Raw genomic sequence first — 26,043 nt, forward strand, 5'->3', positions numbered from 1 at the left:
TTGGGGCCGATTCTATTGAATCGTCGCCAGTTCGTCAAACGCTAGGGGATCTGAATGCTAGGGGATTTGATGGATTCACCGTGGGCGGGCAAGAAATCCCTGATTAGCTTGCGCAGCCCAAAGACTCAATTGCCCGTTGCCCTAGCGTCTCGCGACGAAAACATCAGGGGTTCAGGGCACTGAGACCCTGCTGGGGAGGGCCACAGGGCGATCGGCGCTGCGGGCCTCATACGTTCTCGCAGCGCCCTGACCCGGAACGGCCGTTACTGATCCAGGCTGATCCAGTCCAGACTGATCTAGTCCAGACTGATCTAGTCCAGACTGATCTAGTCCAGACTGATCTAGTCCAGGCTGATCTAGTCCAGGCTGATCCAGTTCAGACTGATCCAGGCTGATCCAGTCCAGGCTGATCCAGTTCAGACTGATCCAGCGCTTGAACCAATGATTTAGCCGATCATTGAGCTAGTTATTAAGCCAAAATCCACTCCACCAAGGTACGAACCCCGTAACCGGTGGCCCCGGCGGGATTCAGGGCTGAATCCTTGTCACTCCAAACGGGCCCCGCCACATCCAGGTGCGCCCAAGGCGTGTCTTTCACAAATTGCTTCAGAAATAAGGCAGCGGTGATTGAGCCACCCGCGCGGCCGCCGATGTTTTTCATATCAGCTACCACGGATTTCATCTTGTCGAAGTAGGGTTCTTCAAGGGGCATTTGCCATAGCTTTTCACCGGCCTTGGCGGCGGCGGCTTTCAAGCCGTTGGCCAGGGCTTCATCGGTGGCCCACAGACCAGCAATCTCATCCCCCAATGCCACCACGCAAGCGCCCGTGAGGGTGGCCAAGTCCACGATCGCCTCCACGCCCAGCTTGTCCGCATAGACGAGCGCGTCGGCCAGGGTCAGGCGGCCTTCTGCGTCGGTGTTGCCCACCTCGATCGTTTTGCCATTGGAGGCGGTGAGGATGTCGCCCGGATGCATGGCTCGCCCGCTGATCATGTTTTCAGTGACGGCGGAAATGAAATGCACTTCCACATCCGGTTGCAACAGGGCGATCGCCTGGGCCGCGCCAAAGGTTGCGCCCGCGCCGCCCATGTCGGTTTTCATCATTTCAATGCTGCTGCCTGCGCCGGCCTTGATGTTCAAGCCGCCGCTGTCGAAGGTCAGACCCTTGCCCACGATCGCCAACTTTTTGCGGGGCGTGCCTTGGGGCTTGTAAACCAAGTGGATAAACTTCGGCGGCAGGTCAGACGCTTGGGCAACTCCCAAAAAACTGCCCATACCCAGTTTTTCGCAATCTTCTTTTTCCAAAATCGTCAGTTCCCAGCCGGGGTTGGCGGCGATCGCCTGGGCCGTTTCGGCCATGGTGATGGGGGTGACCACGTTGGCCGGAGCGGCCACTAACTCGCGGGCCAAAATGGTTCCGGCAGCGATTTTTTCCCCCCGATCGATCCCTTGGGCGATCGCTGCTGAGTCTGTGGTTCCATTCCGGAATGGCAACAGCTCGATCGTCTCGGGCTTGGGGGTTTTGCCGTTTTCTTCGCTATCGGACTTGAAGCGGCGATCGCGATAGAGCGACAAATGCACCCCTTCGGTGATGGCTTGGGCAGCGGCGGCCGCCTCTTGGTTGGCCAGCGGGAACGCAATGGCCAGGCGATCGCACTTTTGGGCCCGGGCGGCTTTGGCGGCGGCGGCGGCCCCTTGGCGCAGCCGATCGAGCGGCAGATCCTCTGAGTTGCCCAACCCAATCAAGATTAATTTGCGAACGGGTGTGCTGCTACCCACGCGCAGGGTTGCAGTGTTGCCGGGCTTGCCCTTAAATTCGGCCTCATCGATCGCCTCGCGCAGGGCCCCACCCAGTCGATCGTTCAAGGCCGCCAAGTCACCCGCCAGGGTTTCCAGTTCCGACTCAAACAGCCCGATCGCCAAACCAGCGCCCGTCCATTCGATCGGGCTGCTGACACTTGCTCGAAATTCCATGATTGCCTTGTGATGGTTGCGTTTTGCCGCTTTCTACTCTAGCGGTTTGGCTACACTGATAGACAGGGTGAACCCGGAAGCCCCGGGAGTCGCTCTCCTCCCATCGCCGTTGACTGGCATCATTAGCACCCAAGTGCATCCAAAAGCATTCAGTCGCGTTTAGTCGCATTTAGTCGCATTTAACTGTTGTATCTAGAGGCTCGATCGATGGCTCAGCTTGCAACCCTCGTGATTTTTGGGGCTTACATCTTCTTCGGGGTGAAATTTTGGAACGGCTTTCAGCGAACCAACTTCACCCAAAATCGAATTTTCCTAACCCTACTTTGGCCGGTTTTGCTAATTAATGGCTCCTATCGCAAAAACTTCCAAAAAGCTCTCAAAGGTTAATCATCATTTCCCGGTTTCTAGAGCAATATTCAATCCCAATTTTTGAGGGCGCATTCATTGGTTAACTGGAGCATTGCCGAACTTCAATCTCGTGATTGGAACACCCCTGAACTACAGGCCCAAATCCAAGCCGTTGCCGCTCGATATAACAAAGAATATCGCGGTGAAGCCTTTGAAGTTCCTGACGAAGTGGCCGCCTTGCCGCTCTATCCTGAATTTGCGACTGGATCCCTCACCAGCCGCATCACATCCCCCTTTTGGGAATTAGCAAAGCCCCAAAAAGGTTGGCGCTGTTTGGATTTGGGTTGTGGGGGCAGCTTTTTGTTTTATCCCTGGCGCGATTGGCAAGCCTTTTTCTATGGACAAGATGTGGCCCGCGTCGCCTGCGATTTGTTAACAGCACGGGGGCCGCAACTGAACTCCAAACTGTTTAAGGGCGTGCATTGCCAACCGGCCCATGAACTGAACTATGAGCCAGGATTCTTTGATTTGGTGATTGCCACAGGGGTGAGCTGCTACTACCCGATCAACTATTGGGCCGCCGTGGTCGATCGAGTCAAACCCCTCCTAAAACCCGGTGGCTTATTCGTCTTTGATGCCATTTTGCCCGAATTACCCTTAGCGGAAAATTGGGCAATTTTGGAAACCTATTTGGGGTCAGAGGTTTTCTTGGAAGAGCCGATCGCCTGGAAAAAACTGATTCAGGCCGCCGGTGGCAAAGTGACCGCCACACGCGAAGGCGATGTATTTGCCCTCTATCGCGTCAAATTCAGTTGAAATGCAATCAGAACTGACCGGAAATCTTCAGCAATTCCTGACCGATCGACCAAGGCCAACGGCTCATGGGTGGTAGATTATAGAGCTTTAGTGATGCCTGTCTTGTCAGCTTCTAACTCATTAACCTGCTATTCGGGAAGGATCGGTTCGTGGTTAAACTAACGCCAAATCCCAGTTTCAGTGTTTCGTTGCGTCTTCAGTTGCCAAACCAGGTGGGGATGCTTTCCCGAGTCATTCAGGCGATCGCGGATGCTGGGGGCAACTTGGGCGATATCACCCTCGTGGAGCAAAATCGCCAACAGACCATCCGAGATTTGGCAGTGGATGCGGCCAGCACCGAGGGTGCGGAGGCCATTGTGGCAGCCGTGAAAGCGATTCCAGAGGTGTTGGTGCTGGCGGCGGCCGATCGCACCTTTGCCTTGCACCAGGGCGGCAAAATCACCGTCAACAGCAAGATTTCGCTCGATCGCCAGGCGGATTTGGCCATGGCTTATACACCGGGGGTGGGTCGCGTTTGTCGGGCCATTGCTGACCAGCCCGATCGGGTCTATGAGCTAACGGTGAAGCAAAACATGGTGGCGATTGTCACCGACGGCAGCGCCGTGTTGGGGTTGGGCAACTTGGGGCCCGAAGGGGCATTGCCGGTGATGGAAGGCAAGGCCATGCTGTTCAAGGAATTTGGCGCGGTGGATGCCTTTCCCATTTGCTTGGCCACCCAAGATGCCGATGAAATTGTGGAAACCGTGAAGCGGATTGCGCCGGTTTTTGGGGGGGTGAACCTGGAGGATATCGCCGCGCCGCGCTGTTTTGAAGTGGAAAAGCGGCTGAAGGAGGAGTTGGATATCCCCGTGTTCCACGACGATCAACACGGCACGGCGATCGTCTCCTTGGCGGCCCTGACCAATGCCCTGAAATATGTGGGCAAAGCCCTATCGGCGGTCAAAATTGTGATCAATGGTGCAGGGGCGGCGGGGATCGCGATCGCCCAACTGCTGCGCGCGGCCGGAGCCACCGACATTGCCATTTGCGACTCGAAGGGGCTGCTGACGCTCGATCGCACCGATTTGAACCCCCAAAAGCGAGACTTTGCGGTCGATCGCCCTGGGCCGCTCACCCTGGCTGATGCGATGGTCGGTGCTGATATTTTCCTGGGGGTTAGTGCGCCCGGGGTGGTGTCCGTGCCCATGGTGGAATCCATGGCCAAAGACCCGATCGTATTTGCCATGGCCAACCCAATTCCGGAAATTCAACCGGAACTGATCATCGGCAAAGCGGCCATCATCGCCACCGGCCGCAGCGACTATCCCAACCAAATCAACAATGTGTTGGCGTTTCCGGGCCTGTTCCGGGGGGCCCTCGACAGCCGGGCCAGCAAGCTCACCCAACGAATGTTTTTGGATGCGGCCTTGGCGATCGCCTCGTTGGTGGACGATGAGCAGTTGGGCCCCGAAACAATCGTCCCTTCAGTTTTTGATCCGCGCGTGGCTCCAGCGGTGGCCGCTGCGGTGCAAGCGGCTGCTCGCCTAGACGGTGTTGCTCGTTTGTAGAGCCGATCGTCAAGGGGATGATGATTGATGATTCAGGAATGCATTGATTGGGGAATTGCGACCACAGCTCAAACTCAAGCAATTCTGGAATCAACTGGGATGTTTAAGGTATGCTCTAGGCAACTTTCCCCGATCAAGGCTTCTTGCTGAATCACCCCTTGGAATTCATCCTTTAAATCACCATGCTCAGTCGCGTTGCGGACTCGATTTATTGGCTCAATCGCTACGTGGAGCGGGCGGAGAATGTGGCCCGATTTGTTGATGTCAATCTCAAGCTGAGTTTAGATTCTCCTGCGGGTGTGACTCAACAATGGGAACCCCTGTTGATGACCACGGGGGACTTGGCACTTTTTCAGGCCAATTATGGGGAATCTTCCGCTGAAAATGTGATTCAGTTTCTAACATTTGATGCGAATTATCCCAATTCAATCTTGTCTTGCTTGAAATCAGCGCGAGAAAATGCCCGATCGATCCGAGAAATTCTGTCTACGGAAGTCTGGGAACAAATTAATGCGTTTTATTTAATGGTTAAAGAAGCGGCCGCCAGCTACAGCGTAGGAGCCGTTGATTTAGATAAATTTTTTAATGAAGTGAAGTTGGCGAGTCATTTGCTCTATGGCGTGACCGATGCCACCATGACCCACGGCGAAGGCTGGCACTTTGGACAGGTGGGCCGATTTTTGGAACGAGCGGATAAAACATCGCGAATTTTGGATGTGAAATACTACATTCTGCTGCCTTCGGTGCAAGATGTGGGCACAACGCTTGATCGCCTCCAATGGATTGCGTTGCTGAAGTCGGCCAGCGCCTATGAAATGTATCAAAAGTGGCGCAATCACCGCATTTCGCCCACGGGAATTGTGGAATTTTTATTGCTCGATCGACAGTTTCCCCGCGCGGTGCAATTCTGCCTGTTGCAGTCCCAAAAATCCTTGCATGAAATTACTGGAACACCGACGGGCACTTGGAGCAACCCCGTGGAACGCCCCTTGGGACGGTTGTTAGCAGAACTCAGCTATTTTTCAGTGGATGAGGTGATCGATCGGGGTCTCCATGAATTCATTGACAATTTGCAGCAGGAATTAAATGTAATTGGTGAGCGCATGAATGAAACATTTTTTGCGCTACGACCGGTGGGCCTTTAGATGTGTTCTCAGAAGAAGCTAGATAGGCACTAGGCAAGCGCTAGGCAACTTTTAAAATCTATCTTGGGTCGGTTTTGGGGTTATTTTGAGTTCGATCATTTCGAAATGGCGCGATCGGCTGTGCCACATGCCGAATGCTGCTGAGTTATATCAGCAATTAGCAACGGATTTGTGGGCTGCCGGTCAACTGGCCGCGGCCGATCGCGCCTTGGCCCAAGCATTGAAATTAGCTCCTGATCGCGCCAGTTTTTGGGTGCAGCGATCGACCCTAGCCCACCAATTGGGAGACATTCAACGAGCCGAAACCGATCAATGGCGGGCCCTGGAACTTGACCCGCAATTGGTGAGCAGTCGTGACCATTTGCAATTGGGTAATCAACTGGCTCAGCAGGGAAAATTAGCCCAAGCTCGCCAGTGCTATGAGTGGGCGATCGCCCAAGATCACCAATGCTGGGAAGCCTATTTTAACTGGGGTTGGGTTGCCCAAAAAAGCCAAAATTTCGCAGCAGAAATTCAGATTTACCAACGGGCGATCGCTCAGGGTTGTCCCGATCCAAGACTGCCCGATCGTTTGGCCCAAGCCTGGGCTCGACTCGGCAAAGCGGCCTATCTCGATCGAGCCTATAACCAATCTATTCAGGCCTATCAACACGCCCTGAATCTCAATGACCAACAGGCCAGCTACTGGAGTGATTTGGGTTGTGCTTTAACCGCAGCGGGGCAATGGACTGAGGCAGAAACAGCGCACCAAAAAGCGATTGCTCTCGATCCTCAAACTGCCAATTATCATTACAATTTAGGAAATTTCTATTGGAAAAAGGCTGATTATTTGCAAGCCATTTCAGCCTTTCAGAACGCGATTCAGTGTAATCTGCAAGATGCAAAAAGCCATTGGAACTTAAGTCACATTCTCTTGGCGTTGGGGCAACTCACCGAAGGATTTCGAGAATATGAATGGCGCTGGACAACGGTGCAACCTCCCCCAGAATTACCCCATCCCCAATGGCAAGGAGAATCGCTACATGGTCGCACCATTCTCTTGCAAGCAGAACAGGGGCTGGGGGACTCTTTGCAATTCATTCGCTATGCGGATTTATTAGCAAGCTGGGGGGCAAGCGTTTGGTTTAGTGGCCCTGCTGTTTTACATCGACTTTTTGCCCAACTACCCCCCATCGATCGGGTCTTGCCTGTGCTGGAACCAGGGCAAATTCTTCCCGGCGTAGACTATCGATCGCCCCTCTTGAGCTTACCCCACCAATGCAAGACCGATTGGGCAACAATTCCCAACCAAATTCCCTATCTAACCGTTGATCCTGCCTGGCCACTGCCGCCACCTTTCAAGGAATTACCCGCAAAACCCAAAAAGATTGGCATTGTTTGGGCAAGTGGCTATCGAGTGGAAGACGAACTGCATGATATCTATCTTGATAAGTCCCTACCTTGCGAACTTTTGCTGAAGGCTTTGCAGGAATTTCCAGTAATGCTTTATAGCTTACAAGTTGGAAAAAATGCCCAAGACTATCAACCCTTGATGGGTCAATTTCCAGACCTCAATTTAGTGGATTGCAGCCCCTGGATTCGGGACTTTGCGGATACGGCGGCTATTTGTCAACAGCTTGATTTGTTGATCTCGGTGGACACTTCGGTGGTGCATTTAGCGGGTGGGTTGGGCAAGCCCACTTGGGTGTTGCTGCCGGCCCGCTGTGATTGGCGTTGGCTACTCGATCGCCCCGATTCACCTTGGTATCCCACCATGCGGCTGTTTCGACAAGCGAAACCAGGCGATTGGTCAGAACCCTTGCAACAGGCGCGATCGACCCTGAGTAATTGGCTCACCACATCCTAATAGCGCAGATGCCTTAATTCACTGGATCAAATTACATGACTATTACCGTCACCTGATCGTTAAGCAGCAAGGGGTTTAAGCCCCTTGTTACCACGACTGACTCCACAATTTTGACCCAATGCATTAAGCCTGTCACACTACTGGATTCTGATCATAGTGATCGCCTTGAGTTAAAGATTCAGTCAAAGAGTGGAGATGAAATTGCAGGTTAGATCGGACAGTGTAAATTGCCGGATTTTTGCGAAAACTTGAAATTCTCCCGATAGTCCACGGGGCAATCAATCACAGCAGGCACAGAGTCCGCCAAGGCCTGTTTCAAAATCGGTATTAAGTCCCCATTGGACTCCACTCGATAGCCTTTTAAGCCCATACTTTCAGCAAATTTCACAAAATCAGGATTGCCAAATTTGATGTAGCGCGATCGCCCAAAAGCATCCTGCTGTTTCCACTCAATGAGTCCGTAGCCACTGTCATTGAAAACCAACGTGACAAAGGGAGTGCCAATGCGCAGGGCGGTTTCTAGCTCCTGGCAATTCATCAAAAATCCGCCATCACCAGTCACGGCCAAAACCTTGCGATCGGGATGCACCAGTTTGGCGGCCACGGCTCCCGGAATTGCGATGCCCATGGCTGCAAACCCATTGGAAATGAGGCAAGTATTGGGGCGATCGCAGTGGTAATTCCGCGCAATCCACATCTTGTGGGCCCCCACATCGGAGATCAGAATATCTTCGGGGGCCAGCACTTGCCGAATGTCATAAACAATTTTTTGAGGCTTGATTGGAAACGCTTGATCGCCTGCATATTGTTCATAATCTTCGCGAATTTCAGACCGTAATTGAACTGCAAAGGGTTCTGGTTGATGGGAGCGATCGGTGCGTCGCAACAGCTCCAACAATGAATCAGCAATATCGCCTACTACTTCCACTTGGGGGATGTAGCTACTATCAATTTCAGCGGGCATTGCACCCACATGAATAATTGGAATGGAGCCGTAAGGATTCCAGCGCTTGGGTGAATATTCCACCAAGTCATAGCCGATCGCAATGATCAAATCAGCGGCTTCAAACGCACAGGTAATAAAGTCCCGTTTTTGGAGTCCCGTTGTCCACAGGGCTAAGGGATGAGTGTAGGGAATAATGCCCTTGCCCATGAAAGTGTTGACCACCGGAATGTGCAATTGGGTGGCAAACTCGGTGACGGCTTGATCGGCCTGGGCCCGAATAGCTCCATTGCCGGCCAAAATCAGGGGATTTTTCGCTTTGGCAATCAAATTTGCTGCTGAATTGAGGGCACTGAAAGAAGCAAAAGTTTTTTCGTTCTGATCCGTGGCTAAGGGTTTGCCTTCCACGGCCATGGCAGCAATATTTTCAGGCACGTCAATATAAACAGCACCGGGTTTTTCACTTTGGGCCCGTTTGAAGGCTTTGCGAATAATTTCCGGGGTGTTGCTGGGGCGAACAACTTGGCTGCTCCACTTGGTAATTGGAGCAAAAATCGACACCAAATCTAGATATTGATGGGATTCAATATGCATTCGATCGGTTCCCACTTGTCCTGCGATCGCCACGACCGGTGACCCATCCAAATTAGCATCGGCCACACCGGTAATCAGGTTAGTGGCTCCGGGGCCCAAGGTGGATAAACAAACCCCAGCTTTGCCGGTTAAACGACCATAAACATCAGCCATGAAAGCGGCTCCCTGTTCATGGCGGGTGGTGATGAATTGAATTGAAGATTGGCTGATGGCTTCTAACAAATGAAGGTTTTCTTCTCCAGGCAGTCCAAAGATATATTGCACGCCTTCGTTTTCAAGACATTTGACCAATAATTCTGCGGTGTTCATAGATTAGGTTCTGAGATCGTCAATGGTGGTTGCTTAAACGGATCAAGTCCTGAAGGATGACGGTATCTGTGGGCCATAGCAAGGTACAGATCGTCACGGGAGCAAGGGGCTGAAGCTACTTGTCTTCTTCAATTTTCAAATGCCTAGTGAACCCAAACAGTTTTGGCGTTCGTAAATTCCAACATGCCCTGACGAGCGAGTTCGCGACCATAGCCGGAACGTTTGATGCCACCAAAGGGCAGTCGTGGATCCGATTTCACCAGGCTATTTACAAACACAGCACCCGCTTGTAGTTGTTGAATTCCTTGCTCAATTTCTGAAGAATCCGTAGTCCAAATGCTGGCTCCCAAGCCGAAGGGTGTGTTGTTGGCTAGGGCGATCGCCTGGTCGAGGGTTTCGGTGTGGAAGAGGAGGGCAACGGGGCCAAAGAATTCCTCTTGAGCGATCGGGGCGTTGGGGGGCAAGTCCGCCAGCAGGGTTGGGGGATAGAAGTGGCCGCCTTGCAGAGAGGGCGGCAGACGATCGAGCAGGGCCGCCCGATCGCCCCCAATTACCACCCGGGCCCCGGCAGCGATCGCCCGGTTCACCTGGTCTGCCAACTCTTTCAGAATTTGGGCCGTGGCCAGGGGCCCCAACTGGGTTGCGCGATCGCCCGGATCGCCAACCACCAACTGAGCAAAGGCTTGGGCAATGGCTGCTTCAAAGGCCGGCCCGATCGATCCCACGGTGATGAATCGTTTGGCGGCGATGCAGGTTTGGCCATTGTTCAGCATTCGAGACGCGACGGCCGTGGCCACCGCTTGCTCAAAATCGGCACTGGGGCAAACGATGAGCGGGTCGCTGCCGCCCAACTCCAGCAGGGTTTTTTTGAGGTGGGTTCCGCAATGGCTCGCCAGGGCGCTGCCTGCCCCTTCGCTGCCGGTGAGGGTGGCCGCCGCCACTCGCGGATCCGCCACCAAGGCTGCCACCCGATCGCTCCCAATCAGCAAGGTTTGAAAGATGCCCACCGGAAAGCCTCCCGCCAAGAATAAGTCCTCTAGCTTTTGGGCCACTTGCGGCACGTTGGATGCATGTTTCAGCAGGGCCCCGTTACCGGCCATCAGGGCCGGAGCGGCAAAGCGAAACACTTGCCAATAGGGAAAATTCCAAGGCATGACGGCCAAAATGAGGCCCAAGGGTTGATACCGAATAAAGCTGCGGTGAGCATCGGTATCAACCATTTCATCCGCCAAAAATTCGGCTGCTCGATCGGCATAAAAACGGCAAACGGCGGCGCATTTTTGCACCTCCCCGATCGCTGCGGTTAGGGGTTTTCCCATTTCCAAAACAGCCAGCCGGGCGAGGGCTTCGCAGTCCGTTTCCAGACGATCGGCCACTTGGTTTAACCAGGCTGCTCGTTGGGCAATCGGGACAGTTTGGTAAACCTGAAAGGTGCGATCAGCTAACTCCAGTTTGGCGGCTAATGCCTGATCCGTTAGGGGTTCAAAATTTTGAACCCATTGCCCCGTTGTGGGATTGACGGTTGCGATGGCCACTGGACACCTCCTAGTTTGTCCATGCCTCATCAGAACCTCTCTAGCCCTATTCAAGAACTCGTCAAGGACTGATCAAGCAATAATCAAGCAATAATCCAGTTCTAATCCAGTTTTAATTCAAAGGCTGATTTAAGGGTCAATGAAGGGCTGATTAAAGAAAAACAGAAAATAAAGAAAATTAAGCACCAACTAATGAGAAACCCAAGTCTATGGCAAGCATCAATTGAATGATGAATTGTTCCTGTCTAAGTCAAAGCAGTGCTGAAGTAATAGATAAAAGCTAATGAACAAGAATTGATCAATCAGAATTGGGAAAAAGGATTGAAAAATCTGAAGAAAATTCATGATTGATCATGATTGATTCATGTTTTATTCAACACCTATCGCTATCCTAGATGGGTTTCGGGTCTCAATTCCCGGTACTTCACAAAAACCGTGTAACCTTATACAAAACTACATCATGCCCAATCACACCAACATGCCCAGTCACACCAACCGTTAATTGGCCATTGGGGTGCAGCGCTTTGCGAACGCTTGAAACTGATTCTGGGCGACTGGGGCCAAGGGGTGTTGTCTTGAATTACCGTTGTTTTTTGGATTAAGACTGTGCTGAATTGTGTTTGCCCTGATCGTTCTTCCGGGGCCGATTCAGCCTCACTTGCGATTAACTGCCGCATCACTGGTTTCTCAGCTCTCCTCCTACTAACCTAAGGACAACTCCTATGGCAACTTGGCTCGATCGCTCTGGTAATCGATTGCTGGTGCTGCTGCTGTGGGGAAGTTGTTTGGGGGGTGGGGGCGATCGCGCTTGGGCCTTTGATCCCGAGCATTTGCGCCAACTGTTTGCCACGAACCAATGCGAAGGCTGCGATCTGTCCGGGGCGGATCTCAGCGGCCAACGGATGAGCTATGCCAACCTGAGCGGGGCGGATCTGCGAGGTGCAAATTTATCGGGGGCCAATCTGAAGTCGGTTTTGGCTTGGCGTGCCAACTTGGCCGGGGCCAACTTGACGGGAGCCAATTTGGAAGATGCCAGCCTGTCGAGGGCCAATTTGCAGGGGGTGAATTTGCGATCGGCCACCCTGGAGGATTGCGATCTAGATGGCACGGATTTGACGGGGGTTGACCTCAGTGGCGTGGACTTGTCCCGAGTCAATTTCAACGGGTCTAACCTGACGGGGGCCCAGTTGATGGGGGCTGATTTGTCCTGGGCCGAGTTAAACCGGGCCAATTTGACCAATGCCGACCTCACGGGGGCAATTCTGTTTGGGGCTGACTTGAATCAGGCGAATCTGACCGGGGCCAAGCTGGATGGAGCCAACATCGATGGGGCCGAAATGGCGGGGGTGATTGGCTACAGCGGCCCGCTGCCCAAGGCGGGGCCAGCGATTCTGATTCAGGAGCAACAGGACTCGGCGGAGGGTAATCGCCTGTTGGAGCAGGGGGTGAGCCTGTTTGGCCAAGGTCAGTTGCCGGAAGCGCAGGCCACCTGGGAACAGGCCCTGGGAATTTATCGGCGCGATCGGGATGGGGCGGGCGCGGCGGCGGCCATGGCTCAATTGGCCTTGGTCAACTTTCAGCGGGGGCAACTAGATCAAGCGATCGATTGGGGATTCCAGGCGCTGAATCTGGCTCGGCAGGAGCGATCGGCCAGTGCCGAATCGGTGGCCTTGGGAATCATTGGCAATGTTCACTACGAACGGGCGGATTATCTGAAGGCTCTGGAGTTTTATCAACAACGGTTACAGGCTTCCGCTGGGGGCCCCTTTTACCATGCAGCTTTGATCGATCGCGCCAAGGGGGCGATCGCCATTGGTGACTATGCCACCGGTATGATCGACAGTTTGGAGGTGCTCAACGATTCGCTGCAAACGGCCACGCCCGTTCGGCGCTTAGGAGCTTTGATCACCATGGTGCAGGGCCTGATCGGTGCGGGAGACTATGCCCAGGCTCGCCGCTACCTGAGCGAAGCTCGCCAAGACCTGAAGGGGGTCAGCAATCGCCTGTGGGAGCCGGAGTTTTGGCAACTGAGCAGCGCCCTTGACTTGAACCAAGGCAATTTTGCGGCGGCGATCGCAGCGGCAGAACGGGCCTGGGCGATCGCCCCCAGCCCCCGATTGAAATATGCGGCCCAACGCTCGATCGGCCTGGCCCAAGCGGCCCAAGGCAACTGGGGCGCGGCCATCAAATCCTATGAAGCGGCGCTGAAAATTGCCCAAATGGTGAACGATCGACGGGGGCAAGTGGAAGTGCTCAGTGATCTGGGCTTGGCCCTACACCAATCCGGCGATTTGAACCGAGCCGCCAGCGTCCTGACCCAAGCAAGCGAGGGTTGGGATGAGCTGGTGAAAACCTTCATTGGGGAAGATTATTTCAAAGTGGGCTTTATTGAGCTGCAAACTCAAGTCAATCAACGGCTTCAGGATGTGTACTTGGCTCAAAACCGCCCGGAACAGGCCCTGGTGGTGTCAGAGCAGGGGCGATCGCGCGTGTTTTTGGACTTGATGATGGGGAAATTGGCCGCCCAAGGTCGTTTGTCGAACCCTGATGCCGCTGTGTCGGTGGAAAGTATCCAGGCCACAGCCCGATCGCAGCGGGCCACCCTGGTGATCTACGCGGTTCAGCAAGAGGACAGCACAACCTATTGCAGCATCTACAGCAAGTCTTGCCAATTAACCACCGCCAAGCCCCAAACCAGTGCCCTCAACCCGCCGCCGCCGGACAAGGTGAATATTTGGGTGGTGTCGCCCGAGGGGCAAATTCACTTTCGGCGCGGCCAGTTACCCCAGGCCGAAAACCAGCCTCATCCGGTTCCCTTGAATGATCTGGTGAGCCGCAGCCGCAGCAAGGTGACCTTTCAACAATTGCCCAGCCTGCGCCAACTCCACAGCCTGTTGATTGAGCCAATCGCCGATCTGTTGCCTAAGCAGCCGAGCGATCGGGTGGTGTTTATTCCCCAAGGCACGCTGTTTCTGGTACCCTTTGCGGCCCTGCGCAATGCCGATGGCCAATACCTGATCCAAAATCACACCCTGTCGGTCTCCCCCTCCATTCGCGTGTTGGCTCTGGCCAGTAGCCAACTGCCTCCGCTATCGGCGGGACAACCCCAACCCCTGCGCGGCCCGGCTTTGGTGGTGGGTAACCCAACCATGCCCCAAATTCCCGATCACAACTTGGGCGACCAGGAGCGCTCCTTGGCCCCCTTGCCGGGAGCCAGCTTGGAGGCCCGGGCGATCGCCCAATTGCTGAACACTCAGCCCTTGGAGGGCGCAGCGGCCACCGAAACCGCCGTCACCGCCCGGATGGAAGAATCCCAAATTATTCACCTTGCCACCCATGGCCTGCTGGATGACTACTTTGGTGAGGGGGTCATTCCGGCGGTTCCGGGGGCTTTGGCTTTGGCCCCCAGTGCCAATCCGGAAGGGGATGACCAAGACGGATTTCTGACCACTGAGGAAATCTTGAATCTGAAGCTGAAGGCGCAGTTGGTGGTGCTGAGTGCCTGCGATACGGGGCGGGGCCGACTCACCAGCGATGGGGCGATCGGGCTGTCGCGGGCGTTCATTGTGGCGGGCGCACCCAACACGGTTGTTTCCCTTTGGGCAGTGCCAGATCAGCCCACGTCGGAATTGATGTTGACGTTCTACCGGGAATTTTTGAAGTCGGGCGATCGGGCAGCGGCCTTGCGGGTGGCCATGCTGGATACCCAACAGCGCCACCCCGATCCGGTGAATTGGGCGGCCTTTTCCCTGGTGGGAGCAGCCCGTTAGGGATCGACGGAAAAACAGGCGATCGTGCGTGAATCTGTAACGTTCTCCAACGGAACGTTGACAGGCCTGATGGTCACTCCGTAGCTTTGGATACAGAAAAAGACTGGTCTTTTAAGCTGGGCGTTGATGTCCAAAGGAGTTGAGGCCATGCAACTGAGCAATCGCGTCACCCGTTCCTACAGCCCCACAACCTGGACGGCCGCGGCCAACCTTGCTCGCCCTCAAGAGCGCTGCTGGGTTGATCTGCTCTGGTTGCCGAGTGACATCTGCCACGATCGGGCGCTGTTGCTTTGTGAGCATGAGGATGAAGCCTGGACGGTGTGGATTCCTGGCCATGGCGAAATGGTGATTGCTCGATCGCAGATGGGCCCGATCGTCTGCGAAGCGGCCTAGAAGCTTCGACCAAGATTTCCGGCTGAAATTTCCGAACAGAACAGTGGCCAAGCAGCAGGACAAGCCGCTTGGCCACTGTTGGATTTGATCAGCACCATCCTGATTCACGCGAACCAGGGGCACTCATGGGGTATGAGCCGGAAAGCCAAAACCCGATCGAGTTCAGCTCCCGGCAAGGCCACTCCTGCGAACTTGGATCAGCCTAAGGCGCAAGGTAGGTATAACCCTGAAGGCTGCGCTCATAGTTTTGTAGCAACAGTTGCGACTCCCGCAAGGAAATGTGTTTTTCCTGCATGGCCTGCTCCGCTTGCCGACGCATACTTTCCACCAAATCCTCCGGCTCGTACTGCACGTAGCTGAGGGCTTCCTTCATAGTGTCACCCCTTACCACGTGCTCAATCCGGTAGCCCTTGGGGGTGAGATGGATATGAACGGTGTTGGTGTCGCCAAACAGGTTGTGCAGGCTGCCCATAATTTCCTGATAAGCGCCGTTCAGGAACATGCCGAGGTAGTAGGGTTCATATTCCCGATCGCCGTAGGCCTCCTGTTGGCTGGGATCGACCGGCTTCAGGGCGTGCAGTTCCAACACGTTTTTCACGTCGCGCAAATCGATGAACTGGTCGATTTTGCCGTCGCTGTCGCAGGTGAGATCGGCCAAAATCCCCCGCTCGGTGGGTTCCTCATCGAGGCGGTGGATCGGCGCGATCGGGAAAAGCTGCCCGATCGCCCAAGTATCCGGGGCCGACTGGAACACCGACATATTGATGTAGTAGATCGACGACATCATCTGTTCTAGGTATTCCAAATCATCGGGCACGTAATCTTCCTTGCGGACAATTTCCCGAATCTTGGTGCAGCAAGCCCAATACAATCGCTCGATTTTGGCGCGATCGGGCAGGCTCAAATAACCAAAACTAAACAGGCTCAAGGCCTCGTCCCGAGTTTGCGTTGCATCGTGGAACATCTCTTGATAGTTGTCCCGATCGATCAACGAATAGGTTTCGTAAAGGCTCTTGAGGGCTGCGTGGTCTTCCGGTTCCGACGGCTGCGGCTCCGTGAAAGCCATTTGGCTCACACTCAACACATCAAACACCAACACCGACTGGTGCGAAGCCACCGCCCGCCCGCTCTCGCTAATGAGGGTGGGAACCTTCACCCCTCGCGACGAACAGGTATCATTTACCGCCGCCACAATGTCATCGGCGTAATTTTGCAGCGTGTAGTTGGTGGAAGCGTGGAAATTCGTCTTGGAACCGTCATAGTCGATTCCCAAGCCGCCTCCCACATCCAGGTATTGCATCCCCGCGCCCAGTTCATGCAGCTCCACATAAATCTGGCTGGCTTCACGGATGGCATCCTTAATCACGCTGATTGAGGAGATCTGAGACCCGATGTGGAAATGCAGCAACTGCAAACAGTCGAGCATATCCGCTTGGCGCAGTTGATCCACCGCGCCCAGAATTTCCGGAATCGTCAGGCCAAATTTTGCCCGATCGCCCGCCGAATCTCCCCAGCGGCCCACGCCCTTGGCATTCAGCTTGGCCCGGACACCCAAAATTGGCTTGATGCCTAACCGCTGACTGGCGGAGATGGCAAGTTTCACCTCTTCCACCTGCTCCAGTACAATCACGGGCGTTTTGCCCAAGCGCTGGGCCAGGATCGCCGTTTCGATATATTCCCGATCCTTGTAGCCATTGCAAATCAGCATGGCTCCCGGGGTGGTCAACATCGCCAGGGCGATCATCAATTCTGGCTTTGACCCGGCTTCCAGACCAAATTGATAGGGCTGGCCAAATTCCACCAGGTCTTCAATCAAGTGGCGCTGCTGGTTGCACTTGACGGGGAACACACCCTTATAGCCCCCAGCATATTTGTACTTGGCGATCGCCTTAGCAAAAACCGCCGTGAGCCGTTCAATGCGATCGGCCAAAATATCCGTGAACCGGATCAACAGAGGCAGACCCAAATTTCGCTGCTTGAGCGCTTCAACGAGTTCGTGCAAGTCGATCGCCCCGCCGCGCTCCGCTTTTGGCGAAACCGTCACGTGACCCGCCGCATTAATCGAAAAATACGGCTCACCCCATGCCCGAATGCGATAGGTGGCTTCGCTGTCCTCGATCGTCCAGGGACGTTCCCCAGTCACGCTATTTGTTTTCTGTGCCAATTCCGTTAAACCCTGAATTGCCGTGCGTGTATCGGCCCGCATTCCGCGCTTGCGTCGTCCGCCCCGGTCACTGCGGGCTAATTCTTCCGTTGCCTTTGCAGTAACCGACCCGTCCACCATTGGACTTTCGGCCTGGGCGATCGTCGATTCCGCCGTGGCAGTCTCGACCGTCAAATCGATCCCCATTTTTCGTCAACCTCCAGACGACAGTCCAGCTAGCAGCGGGTCTGCTTGATTGATAATGACCGGCAATGGCCGGACTAAGATAAACCAGCTTCTCAGTGTATCCTAATTCCAATCAAAAGGGCGGCAATCCCGGCGGGGTAAGGATTTGGTTAACTTTTGGTTATACCCCCGCATCCCTGGAGTAACCGGCGAAGTCATCCATGAAGTCCTAATCGACAGTCCCGGCGATCGATCCTGGCCAAACTGGCCCATTTTTTTGCACTATTAGAAGGGCAAAAATTTCCCGCCCCTATTATTTTTCCCTTTCTTGAGGAGTGCAAGTCGTGGAACGTACGTTTATTGCCATCAAACCCGATGGCGTGCAGCGCGGTCTGATTGGTGAAATCATCAAGCGTTTTGAAGTCAAAGGCTTCACCCTCGTGGGTCTCAAGCTGCTGAACGTGAGCCGCGAGCTAGCCGAAGAGCACTACTCGGTACACCGCGAGCGCCCCTTCTTTGCTGGTTTGGTGGAATTCATCACCTCCGGCCCCGTGGTGGCGATGGTGTGGGAAGGTGACGGCGTGGTGGCATCGGCCCGCCAAATCATTGGGGCCACCAACCCCCTGACCGCCAATCCAGGCACGATCCGGGGTGACTTTGGGGTCAACATTGGCCGCAACCTGATCCATGGTTCCGACGCAGTGGAAACGGCCCAACGTGAAATCGCGTTGTGGTTCAAGGATGAGGAGCTGGTCAACTGGTCTCCGACGATCAGCAAGTGGCTGTACGAATAGGTACGAATAGAATCGTTGACTAACCCTCGCCACTCGCGAGATTGGGGCGCGTCCTCAAATTCGATTCATGAAAACTTGATTCGTTGGGGCTGGGATATGTGGATCTGCTCAACCCCATGATCCTGGGCAAGGGGCTGAAGCCCCTTGTCTTTGTTGATTTTTGGGTCCTTTAGCCGCGACTGTGGAACTCGATTTGATTGCCCCGAATGATCAGGTCATAGCCACCGAAAAAGTTTTGACCCAATAACCCAATTTCCAAGGCCGGCGCAACGCCCACTTCTAGGTTGCTGACCGACAGGCCTTCCACTTGCACGGTGTCAACGCGGGCCAAGTCCATGGTGACGCGGCGATCGCTCGGGGTTGAAACCAAGATTTTGTCGTGGGGCCGAATGCCGAGGGCTGACAGCATTTTGCTGGTGATCACGGTGGCGCTGGCTCCGGTGTCCAACATCATGGGGAACTTGCGCCCGTTGAAGGTCACTTCAATGACGGGAATGCCACTGACCCGCCGGATGATGGGGATGGTGGCGATGACGGGCCCGGAACTGGCGGCGGTGCTGTTTGGGCTGTCGCTGCCGGTTTCCGGAGCGGGCAGGTTGGAGCTGGTGTCAGGGTTGCCGCTGGGGCTGCTGGCGGGAATGGGGGTGGCGGCGGCTCCGGGCTGGGTTCCGCCGTTGCTGTCTGGGGTGGTGTTGCTGGCGGGGGCGCTCAGGGGTTGGGCGGCAATGGTGGCAGGGGGCTGGGCGATCGGCTGGCGCGATCGCTCTCGAGCATAGGCCAAGTTGCTGCGGTATTCCTGAATTTTGGCTTGGGCTTGGGCGTATTGGGCACTTTGGGGCGGTACTGATTGCAGCACCACGATCGCCTCTTGCCAACGGGACATGACATATTGCCAGTCCGCTGGGATGTAGGCCGATTGGGTGAGCTTCGCTGCGCCATAACCCAAGTCCAGGGCTTTTTGGAAGGTGACGGCTCCGTCGATCGCTGGGGTGGGTGTGGTGGGGGCTTGGGGCTTGGCGGCGATCGGGGCAGGAGCACTTTCGCTGGTTTCGACGGGCGCGGGGGCGGGGGCAGAGCCAAGGGGCAGCGCCTCACAACCGGCCAGGGCGATCGCCCCTAGCCCAATCCAGGTTGCCCACAGTTGCTTCCACATGGCTTTGGTTTTTGGCTTGAAGGTTAACTGCAACGTTGACTGTAAAGAAGCCCCTTATTTGGGTCGGGAAAATCAGCCCTTGGCATCTTGATCGATCGAAGTTGATCGAACAGGTGACAACCCCTGAAACCGACCTTGCCCCAATGTTTTTTTCTAGGTTTCCCAAAATCCTATAGAAAACTGTCGAATTTGATAGCACTCGCGGGCCAGAAATGATTCTATATAGACTTGATTTTATGCCCACTTCATCGACTGCTGCACAGGCATTGCTCACCATGTCTTCAACTTCCGATCGCCCAGCGCTTTTAGTCTTGGCCGATGGCAGCGCCTATTTGGGTCGCAGCTTCGGAGCCACCGGCACAACCGTTGGCGAAGTCGTCTTTAACACCGGCATGACTGGCTATCAGGAGGTGCTGACCGATCCGAGCTATTGCGGCCAGATTGTGCTGTTCACCTATCCGGAGTTGGGCAACGTTGGCATCAACCCGGAAGATGAGGAGTCCGATCGCCCCTATGTGTGCGGGGCGATCGCCCGCAACGTGTCTCGCCGGCCGAGCAACTGGCGATCGACCGAGGCCCTGCCCGACTACATGGGCCGCCATGATATTCCAGGCATTTACGGGGTTGATACTCGGGCGATCGTCCGCAAGATTCGGGCCGTAGGGGCCATGAACGGGGCAATTTCCACGGAAATCTTGGATCCGGCGGATTTGCTGCGATTGGTGCAACAAACCCCGAGCATGGCGGGCTTGAACCTGGTGAAGGAAGTCACCACGGCGGAAATTTACGAGTGGACGGAAGGAACCCAACCGGAATGGGAATTTAACCCGGCGACGGAGGCGGCCAAGGCCACCACGGGTGATCAGCCGCTGACGGTGGTGGCGCTGGACTTTGGCGTGAAGCGGAATATTCTGCGCCGGTTGGCGAGTTTTGGTTGCCGCATCATTGTGGTGCCCGCCAGCACCCCGATCGACACCATTTTGGGATTCAATCCCGACGGGATTTTCCTCTCGAACGGCCCCGGCGATCCGTCCGCTGTCACCGAGGGCATTGAAACCGTGCAACAACTGGTGAATGCCAACAAGCCCATGTTTGGCATTTGCATGGGTCACCAAATTTTGGGTTTGGCCCTGGGAGCCGAAACCTTCAAGCTCAAGTTTGGTCACCGTGGACTGAACCAACCGGCCGGTTTTGCGGGGCAGCAGGTGGAAATTACCAGCCAAAACCACAGCTTCGCCATTTCTGACGGTTCCCTGACGGAAGGAGAGGTGGAAGTGACGCATTTGAACCTGAACGATCGAACGATCGCAGGTTTGCGCCACCGCCAACTGCCGCTGTTTTCGGTGCAATATCACCCAGAAGCCAGCCCCGGCCCCCACGATGCCGATTATCTGTTTGAAAAATTCGTGCGATCGATGCAAGATGCCCGTCGCAATCGATCGGCTGTCACGGCCTAGGCAACTGGGATTGTGCTTGGGCAATCAATCCCAATTGACAGGAACTCAAGCACGCTAACCCAACAAATCTAAGGTAGGGGCGCACCGATGTGCGCCCTAAATTAATTGTTTTATTTACTATTCTCGTGCAGAAATTTCAAATTCTTCCATGAAAAAAGGGGCCGAAGCCCCTAAACCACCAAAATTCCACCAAAGATTTAGAGAATTTGACCAGCTCACGATCGTCCTAAGGCTTCATGATTTAGAGCTAACCATCAAGCACCAAATTCGATCGCATCACCGGACGAGGAAAGCACTCAATCGTAGACAATTCAGCATGGGTAACTCAGTTAAAAACCTAGTTACCAACTCAGTTTGCACCTCAGTTAGCGAACGGTTCCCCGCAGCGCTTCTGCATCCACTCCTGGTAACAGGAACAGACGCAGTAAATGCCCAAAAATTTGCACCTGAATCGGGAGCTTCTTCAGGGATTTCAACCACTTGGGCTGTGGCGATTTCTCGATCGCGCTCATCTGCTGATTTAGATCAGAACATTGATGGAGTCGATCGAGAAATTCTGGATGATCCACATTTAAAACGGAAGGGAAAGCCCGCGCCGCCGTTTCGTTGGTTTTGCGAATCACTTTCGCATCAAAATCCGTGGGATTGATGCCAAGGGTGTGATAGAAATTCGCGCGCTCATGAACTGTCAAGGTGTGGGTTGCAAACACCGTCAGCAGGAAAAAGCGGCTCCAGAGGCGCGATTGCCAGGTTTGCCACAGGCCGGGCTGCGATCGCAGGAGGGCCTTGAAAATATCGCCATGGCGATTTTCATCCTGACACCAAGGTTCAAAGTATTTGAACAGTGGATAAAACTGATTTTCGGGATGGGCAGCCAGGTGGCGATGAATCAGAATATAGCGCCAATAGCCAATTTTTTCGGACAAATAAACTGTGTAAATCACCCACTCGATTGGGAAGAAGGTGTACTGACGATTCTTGGTTAAATGTCCCAAATCCAGAGTACGCCCGAAATCTCCCATGGCCTTGTTCAAAAATCCCGCATGGCGAGCTTCATCCCGCGCCATCAATTGGAACATTTCCGCCAACAAAGGGCTGCGTTGCTTTACACGGCGCGACAGTTCCTTAAAGAGCAAAAATCCCGAAAACTCAGAAACGCACGATCGCTCCAGATAATCAATAAACGCTTGCCGAGCCTCGCCCGTAATGTGATCCCAGGACTGATTAAACGATTGATCGCGCACGAAGTGATCGCGATTATAGTCCGCGCGCATTTCCGTCAACATCGCTTCCAGTTCCGTGGCTTGGGCTGACAAATCCAGGCCCGCCGCCACCTCAAAATTTGTGGTGTAAAAGCGCGGTGTCAGGAGATTTTCTTGAATTGCGACCTGCTTGGCGATCGCGGGTTTTGCCAATGAATCAACCATGGTCAAAGATCGAAGATCAGAAATTAAGGACTGAACCAAAACGGAACAAAGACTAAACAAAAACTCAACTTGAGCCTGCGCTAGCGTTCGGAGAACCCCAATCGTCAGCACTGAACCATGGGACAGCGCGGGAATTGGGTCTGCTGGCGGGACTGGATGAGCCGGATTGTTGGGAGTGGTCGCCTGCCGGGGGTTGGTTTGTTAAGTTATGAGAATTTCCTACTATTGAATCATTTAATCGCTATATGGTTATTTATCGTTAACAGAATTTTACGCAGCCTAGGAGCGGGCCACCATGAGCCACGACCTGAGCCACAGTACCCAACCCCTCGCCCCCGGACACCAGCTTGCCGCGCGCCTGCGGGAGGGAACCCAGCAATCCCACACCAGCGCCGAGAACACGGCCTACATGAAGTGCTTTCTGAAGGGCATTGTGGTGCGCGAGGCTTTTCAGAAACTTTTGGCGAATTTGTATTGGGTTTATGATGCCCTGGAAACGGAACTCGATCGCCTGAAAAATCATCCGATCGTTGGACAAATCTACTTTCCAGAGTTGCTACGGCGAGATCAACTAGCCCGCGATCTTGCCTTTTATTACGGGGAAGATTGGCCAACCAAAATTAACCCCAACCCAATCACGCTGAACTATTTGATGCGGATTCATTGGGCTGCCTCAGAACAGCCAGAACGGCTGATTGCCCATGCCTATGTGCGCTATTTGGGTGATTTGTCTGGCGGTCAAGGTCTGCGAACGATCGCCCGATCAGCTTTGAATTTACCAGCCGATCAGGGAACCCGTTTGCATGAATTTGACTCATTGCCAACGCCCGAAGCCAAACGGGACTTCAAGATGCGCTATCGGGATCTCTTAAACGCACTACCCTTGAATGAATCGCAAGTGGTGGGCATCGTTGAAGAGGCGAACCTTGCCTTTAGGTTGAATCGCCAGTTGGTGGAAAGTTTGGAACCGGTGATTCAAGCGGCCGTGAATCCCGCGATTTTTGAAGAAGTGGTTTTGCAATCTCGCAAGGGCAGTACTGAATTGGTGAGTGTGAATTAGCGATCGCCCGCCATATTCGCCATTCATCTGCCATTCACTCGAAACTGCTGGTGAATTTTCAGCCAGTCAACCGTTCATCCCACAACAACCATTGCTCGGGCGATCGCTCGGTGAATTGATTTATTGATTTTCTGAGCGATCGCTGCTTTCTTTGTCTGTTCGTATTTTGCCTTTTGGTGTTTTTGAATCCCGCCAGGAATTTCACCCATGCAAGTTTTAGATCAAGCTTTAAATTTGGCCTTTGATGCAGATTTGATTCAAAAATATAATTGTTCTTTACCTCGCTATACCAGCTATCCGCCAGCCACAGAACTTTCGACTCAGTTTCCAGAACAAGACTGGATCCAATCCATTCAGCGTGGCAACGATCGCAAAACGCCCCTTTCCTTATATTGCCACATTCCCTTTTGCGAATCGGCTTGCTATTTTTGTGGTTGCAACACGGTTATTACTCAACACAAGGCCGTCACAGAAACCTATTTGGATTATCTGCAACGTCACATTGAGCAAGTTTCAAGGTATTTATCAGATGACCGATTGGTCAATCAGATGCATTGGGGAGGCGGCACTCCGAATTATTTATCGATCGAGCAGGTGCAGCATCTCTGGAAAATTCTGCACCAACATTTTCAATTTACTGATGATGCAGAACTGTCGATCGAGGTGAATCCGCGTCCTCTCACGGAAAGCTATGTTTCGGCCTTGCGATCGCTCGGCTTCAATCGCATTAGCTTTGGCATTCAAGACTTCAATCCTGTTGTTCAAGAAGCCATTAATCGCATCCAGCCAGAAGAAATGCTCTTCCAAGCGATGGATTGGATGCGGGCGGCTGAGTTTGAAAGCATCAATGTCGATTTGATCTATGGGTTGCCTTTCCAGGATCTGAACACCTTCCGGGAAACGCTGCATAAAACCCTAGCCCTGAATCCCGATCGAATCGCAGTGTTTAACTTTGCCTATGTGCCTTGGATGAAACCAATTCAGCGGCGGATTCCCTACGATGCATTGCCCTCAGCGGAAGAAAAGCTAGACATTTTGCAGATGACGATCGCCACTCTCACGGAAGCGGGCTACACCTTCATTGGCATGGATCACTTTGCAAAACCCGATGATGAATTGGCGATCGCCCAGCGCCAGGGACAGCTTCACCGCAACTTCCAAGGCTATACAACACAGCCCGATTCTGATCTGATTGGGTTTGGCATGACTTCCATCGGAATGCTGAATGATGTGTATACCCAAAATCAAAAGCGTCTGCGGGATTATTACCGAGCCATTGACTATCAAACGCTCCCGATCGAGCGTGGGGTGACCTTAGACGCTGATGATATTTTGCGGCGTTCAATCATCATGGAACTGATGTGTCAATTTCAGGTTGATCGGGATGCACTGGCCCAAAAATATGGGCTGTCCTTTAAGCACAGTCTGGAGGCTCATTTTCCGCAGGAATATTTGGATTTACGGAATTTGGAAGCTGATGGCCTGTTAACCCTGATGCCCAACCGGATCACCATCACCCCGATCGGTCGCTTGTTGGTGCGAAATATTGCTTCTGTGTTCGATCGCTATCTGCGTGCCCAGACCTATAACGGGTTCTCAAAGGCAGTTTAGACGCAGGATGAAGATTTTTTAGAAGATGGATAACCAGACAATCTTTTAGAAGATCGATAACGGACAGAAAACGAATGACGGGGATCAGCCTGGCGATTATTTTGAAGTAATTCCAAGCTGTAGAGACAAGGGGCTTAAGCCCCTTGTTTTTGTTGAGTATTATTTTCGGGGAATGATCTTCATTACCTCTGAAAGTAAGCTCCGGTTGATCTTCATGAACTTAAGTTTGCATCCTAAAACTCATTGCTAAAAAGTTGCAGCTTCAAATTGGTGAACCATGGGCAATGTGACCCATAGTTGATGACGATCGGTTTGTCAAAAACAAGAACAAAAGCACAGGGGAAAAAAGATTGGCAGCAAAATAACCGAGGTTTAACAACAGGGCCCAGTCAAGGCCCGTGAATCCCCAATCTCTAACGCTGACAAATCAAGCCAGCGGCCATCAAGCTAGACAGGGCCTGTTCCACTTCCGGGCGTGTGTATCGAGAGCAGGCGGAAATGGTGGCGGAACTGATGGCGGTGGAGTTGTGGGCCAGCATTTGCACCAGGGCCAAAATTTCTCGTTCCACTTCAGTCAAAGTGTACTGAATGCGTTTACCCATGCGAACTTCAGTCATGACGACAACTCCAACCTGTGTGATGCAACCAAAAATCATTTCACCGAGCCGCGAAATTCACCCCATGTGCATTGGGGTTAGCAATTGTCGCGACTGGTTCGTCTAAAGAATCGTGGTTTTCAGATGGTTTTGCGGCGATCGCCATCCGTAGCCAGTTGTGAAATTGCCCTAGGCGAGACGCGATCGAGTGGGGGTGAATGGTGCGATCGCGATCGCAAGCCAATTGCTCTCCGGTTGCCCTGGCCCGATCGCTCCCCCAAGACTGCCCCATCAGCTTTCCTGACAAGGGTTGATCAACAGTACAATCGCAATCAACCGAGGTTCTTCAACAGCTACGGCAACCCAATTCAGCCGAGTTCTGTTGATCTGGTTGG

General features: G+C 53.6%; 20 protein-coding genes. 12 read left to right on the forward strand and 8 right to left on the reverse strand.

The window, feature by feature from the left end:
* Positions 1–269: 269 nt before the first annotated feature.
* Positions 270–395, forward strand: coding sequence for a pentapeptide repeat-containing protein (locus VPK24_RS05545; RefSeq protein ID WP_393011209.1), 126 nt, complete (start codon positions 270–272; stop codon positions 393–395).
* A gap of 74 nt (positions 396–469) precedes the next feature.
* On the opposite strand, the gene VPK24_RS05550 is transcribed toward VPK24_RS05545, so the two are convergent.
* Positions 470–1,975: a leucyl aminopeptidase gene (locus VPK24_RS05550; RefSeq protein WP_393011142.1), complete on the reverse strand. Its 1,506-nt coding sequence runs from the start codon at positions 1,973–1,975 to the stop codon at positions 470–472.
* A gap of 207 nt (positions 1,976–2,182) precedes the next feature.
* Between VPK24_RS05550 and VPK24_RS05555 the strand changes: the two genes are divergently transcribed.
* The 5 genes from VPK24_RS05555 (at position 2,183) to VPK24_RS05575 (ending at position 7,677) form a co-directional block, all read left to right on the forward strand.
* Positions 2,183–2,362, forward strand: a complete 180-nt coding sequence (locus VPK24_RS05555; RefSeq protein WP_099532734.1) for a hypothetical protein — start codon at positions 2,183–2,185, stop codon at positions 2,360–2,362.
* Between the two features lie 57 nt (positions 2,363–2,419).
* Positions 2,420–3,139, forward strand: a complete 720-nt coding sequence (locus VPK24_RS05560; RefSeq protein ID WP_393011144.1) for a class I SAM-dependent methyltransferase — start codon at positions 2,420–2,422, stop codon at positions 3,137–3,139.
* 149 nt (positions 3,140–3,288) lie between these two features.
* Positions 3,289–4,686: an NAD-dependent malic enzyme gene (locus VPK24_RS05565; protein WP_393011146.1), complete on the forward strand. Its 1,398-nt coding sequence runs from the start codon at positions 3,289–3,291 to the stop codon at positions 4,684–4,686.
* A 182-nt stretch (positions 4,687–4,868) separates the two neighbouring features.
* On the forward strand, positions 4,869–5,831 hold the full coding sequence (locus VPK24_RS05570) for an alpha-E domain-containing protein (RefSeq protein WP_393011148.1): 963 nt from the start codon (positions 4,869–4,871) through the stop codon (positions 5,829–5,831).
* An 85-nt stretch (positions 5,832–5,916) separates the two neighbouring features.
* Positions 5,917–7,677 (forward strand): tetratricopeptide repeat protein, encoded by a 1,761-nt coding sequence (locus VPK24_RS05575; protein ID WP_393011150.1) that lies wholly within the window; start codon positions 5,917–5,919, stop codon positions 7,675–7,677.
* 208 nt (positions 7,678–7,885) lie between these two features.
* Here the strand turns inward: VPK24_RS05575 and VPK24_RS05580 are convergent, their stop codons facing one another.
* Both VPK24_RS05580 and VPK24_RS05585 read right to left on the reverse strand, forming a co-directional pair.
* The gene (locus tag VPK24_RS05580) at positions 7,886–9,523 is read right to left on the reverse strand and encodes an acetolactate synthase large subunit (protein WP_393011152.1); all 1,638 of its coding nucleotides are present in this window, start codon (positions 9,521–9,523) and stop codon (positions 7,886–7,888) included.
* Between the two features lie 143 nt (positions 9,524–9,666).
* Complete coding sequence (locus VPK24_RS05585; RefSeq protein ID WP_393011154.1) at positions 9,667–11,058, reverse strand: NAD-dependent succinate-semialdehyde dehydrogenase; 1,392 nt, start codon at positions 11,056–11,058, stop codon at positions 9,667–9,669.
* Between the two features lie 722 nt (positions 11,059–11,780).
* On the opposite strand from VPK24_RS05585, the gene VPK24_RS05590 reads away from it, so the two are divergent.
* On the forward strand, positions 11,781–14,828 hold the full coding sequence (locus VPK24_RS05590; RefSeq protein WP_393011156.1) for a CHAT domain-containing protein: 3,048 nt from the start codon (positions 11,781–11,783) through the stop codon (positions 14,826–14,828).
* A gap of 147 nt (positions 14,829–14,975) precedes the next feature.
* Positions 14,976–15,221 carry a hypothetical protein gene (locus tag VPK24_RS05595; RefSeq protein WP_393011158.1) on the forward strand — a complete coding sequence of 82 codons (246 nt, stop codon included), beginning with the start codon at positions 14,976–14,978 and terminating at the stop codon, positions 15,219–15,221.
* Positions 15,222–15,423: 202 nt separating this feature from the next.
* On the opposite strand, the gene speA is transcribed toward VPK24_RS05595, so the two are convergent.
* Positions 15,424–17,427 carry a biosynthetic arginine decarboxylase gene (speA, locus tag VPK24_RS05600; RefSeq protein WP_393011211.1) on the reverse strand — a complete coding sequence of 668 codons (2,004 nt, stop codon included), beginning with the start codon at positions 17,425–17,427 and terminating at the stop codon, positions 15,424–15,426.
* 467 nt (positions 17,428–17,894) lie between these two features.
* Between speA and ndk the strand changes: the two genes are divergently transcribed.
* Positions 17,895–18,344, forward strand: coding sequence for a nucleoside-diphosphate kinase (gene ndk, locus VPK24_RS05605; RefSeq protein ID WP_393011160.1), 450 nt, complete (start codon positions 17,895–17,897; stop codon positions 18,342–18,344).
* Positions 18,345–18,513: 169 nt separating this feature from the next.
* On the opposite strand, the gene VPK24_RS05610 is transcribed toward ndk, so the two are convergent.
* Entirely contained in the window at positions 18,514–19,497 is a 984-nt protein-coding gene (locus VPK24_RS05610; RefSeq protein WP_393011162.1) for a retropepsin-like aspartic protease family protein, read from the reverse strand.
* Between the two features lie 275 nt (positions 19,498–19,772).
* Here VPK24_RS05610 and carA point away from each other — a divergent pair, with 275 nt between their 5' ends.
* Entirely contained in the window at positions 19,773–20,954 is a 1,182-nt protein-coding gene (gene carA / locus VPK24_RS05615) for a glutamine-hydrolyzing carbamoyl-phosphate synthase small subunit (protein ID WP_099534145.1), read from the forward strand.
* A 365-nt stretch (positions 20,955–21,319) separates the two neighbouring features.
* Here the strand turns inward: carA and acsF are convergent, their stop codons facing one another.
* Positions 21,320–22,381 carry a magnesium-protoporphyrin IX monomethyl ester (oxidative) cyclase gene (gene acsF, locus VPK24_RS05620; protein WP_393011164.1) on the reverse strand — a complete coding sequence of 354 codons (1,062 nt, stop codon included), beginning with the start codon at positions 22,379–22,381 and terminating at the stop codon, positions 21,320–21,322.
* 295 nt (positions 22,382–22,676) lie between these two features.
* Between acsF and VPK24_RS05625 the strand changes: the two genes are divergently transcribed.
* Together VPK24_RS05625 and hemN are read left to right on the forward strand one after the other, a co-directional pair.
* Positions 22,677–23,441, forward strand: a complete 765-nt coding sequence (locus tag VPK24_RS05625; RefSeq protein ID WP_393011166.1) for a biliverdin-producing heme oxygenase — start codon at positions 22,677–22,679, stop codon at positions 23,439–23,441.
* A gap of 207 nt (positions 23,442–23,648) precedes the next feature.
* On the forward strand, positions 23,649–25,052 hold the full coding sequence (hemN, locus tag VPK24_RS05630) for an oxygen-independent coproporphyrinogen III oxidase (protein ID WP_099534066.1): 1,404 nt from the start codon (positions 23,649–23,651) through the stop codon (positions 25,050–25,052).
* 413 nt (positions 25,053–25,465) lie between these two features.
* Here hemN and VPK24_RS05635 read toward each other — a convergent pair whose 3' ends face one another.
* Both VPK24_RS05635 and VPK24_RS05640 read right to left on the reverse strand, forming a co-directional pair.
* Complete coding sequence (locus VPK24_RS05635; protein WP_099534076.1) at positions 25,466–25,669, reverse strand: hypothetical protein; 204 nt, start codon at positions 25,667–25,669, stop codon at positions 25,466–25,468.
* 40 nt (positions 25,670–25,709) lie between these two features.
* The gene (locus tag VPK24_RS05640; RefSeq protein WP_393011169.1) at positions 25,710–25,940 is read right to left on the reverse strand and encodes a hypothetical protein; all 231 of its coding nucleotides are present in this window, start codon (positions 25,938–25,940) and stop codon (positions 25,710–25,712) included.
* Positions 25,941–26,043 lie beyond the last annotated feature (103 nt).

This window comes from Limnothrix redekei LRLZ20PSL1 (genome assembly GCF_043235035.1).
GTDB lineage: Bacteria > Cyanobacteriota > Cyanobacteriia > CACIAM-69d > CACIAM-69d > CACIAM-69d.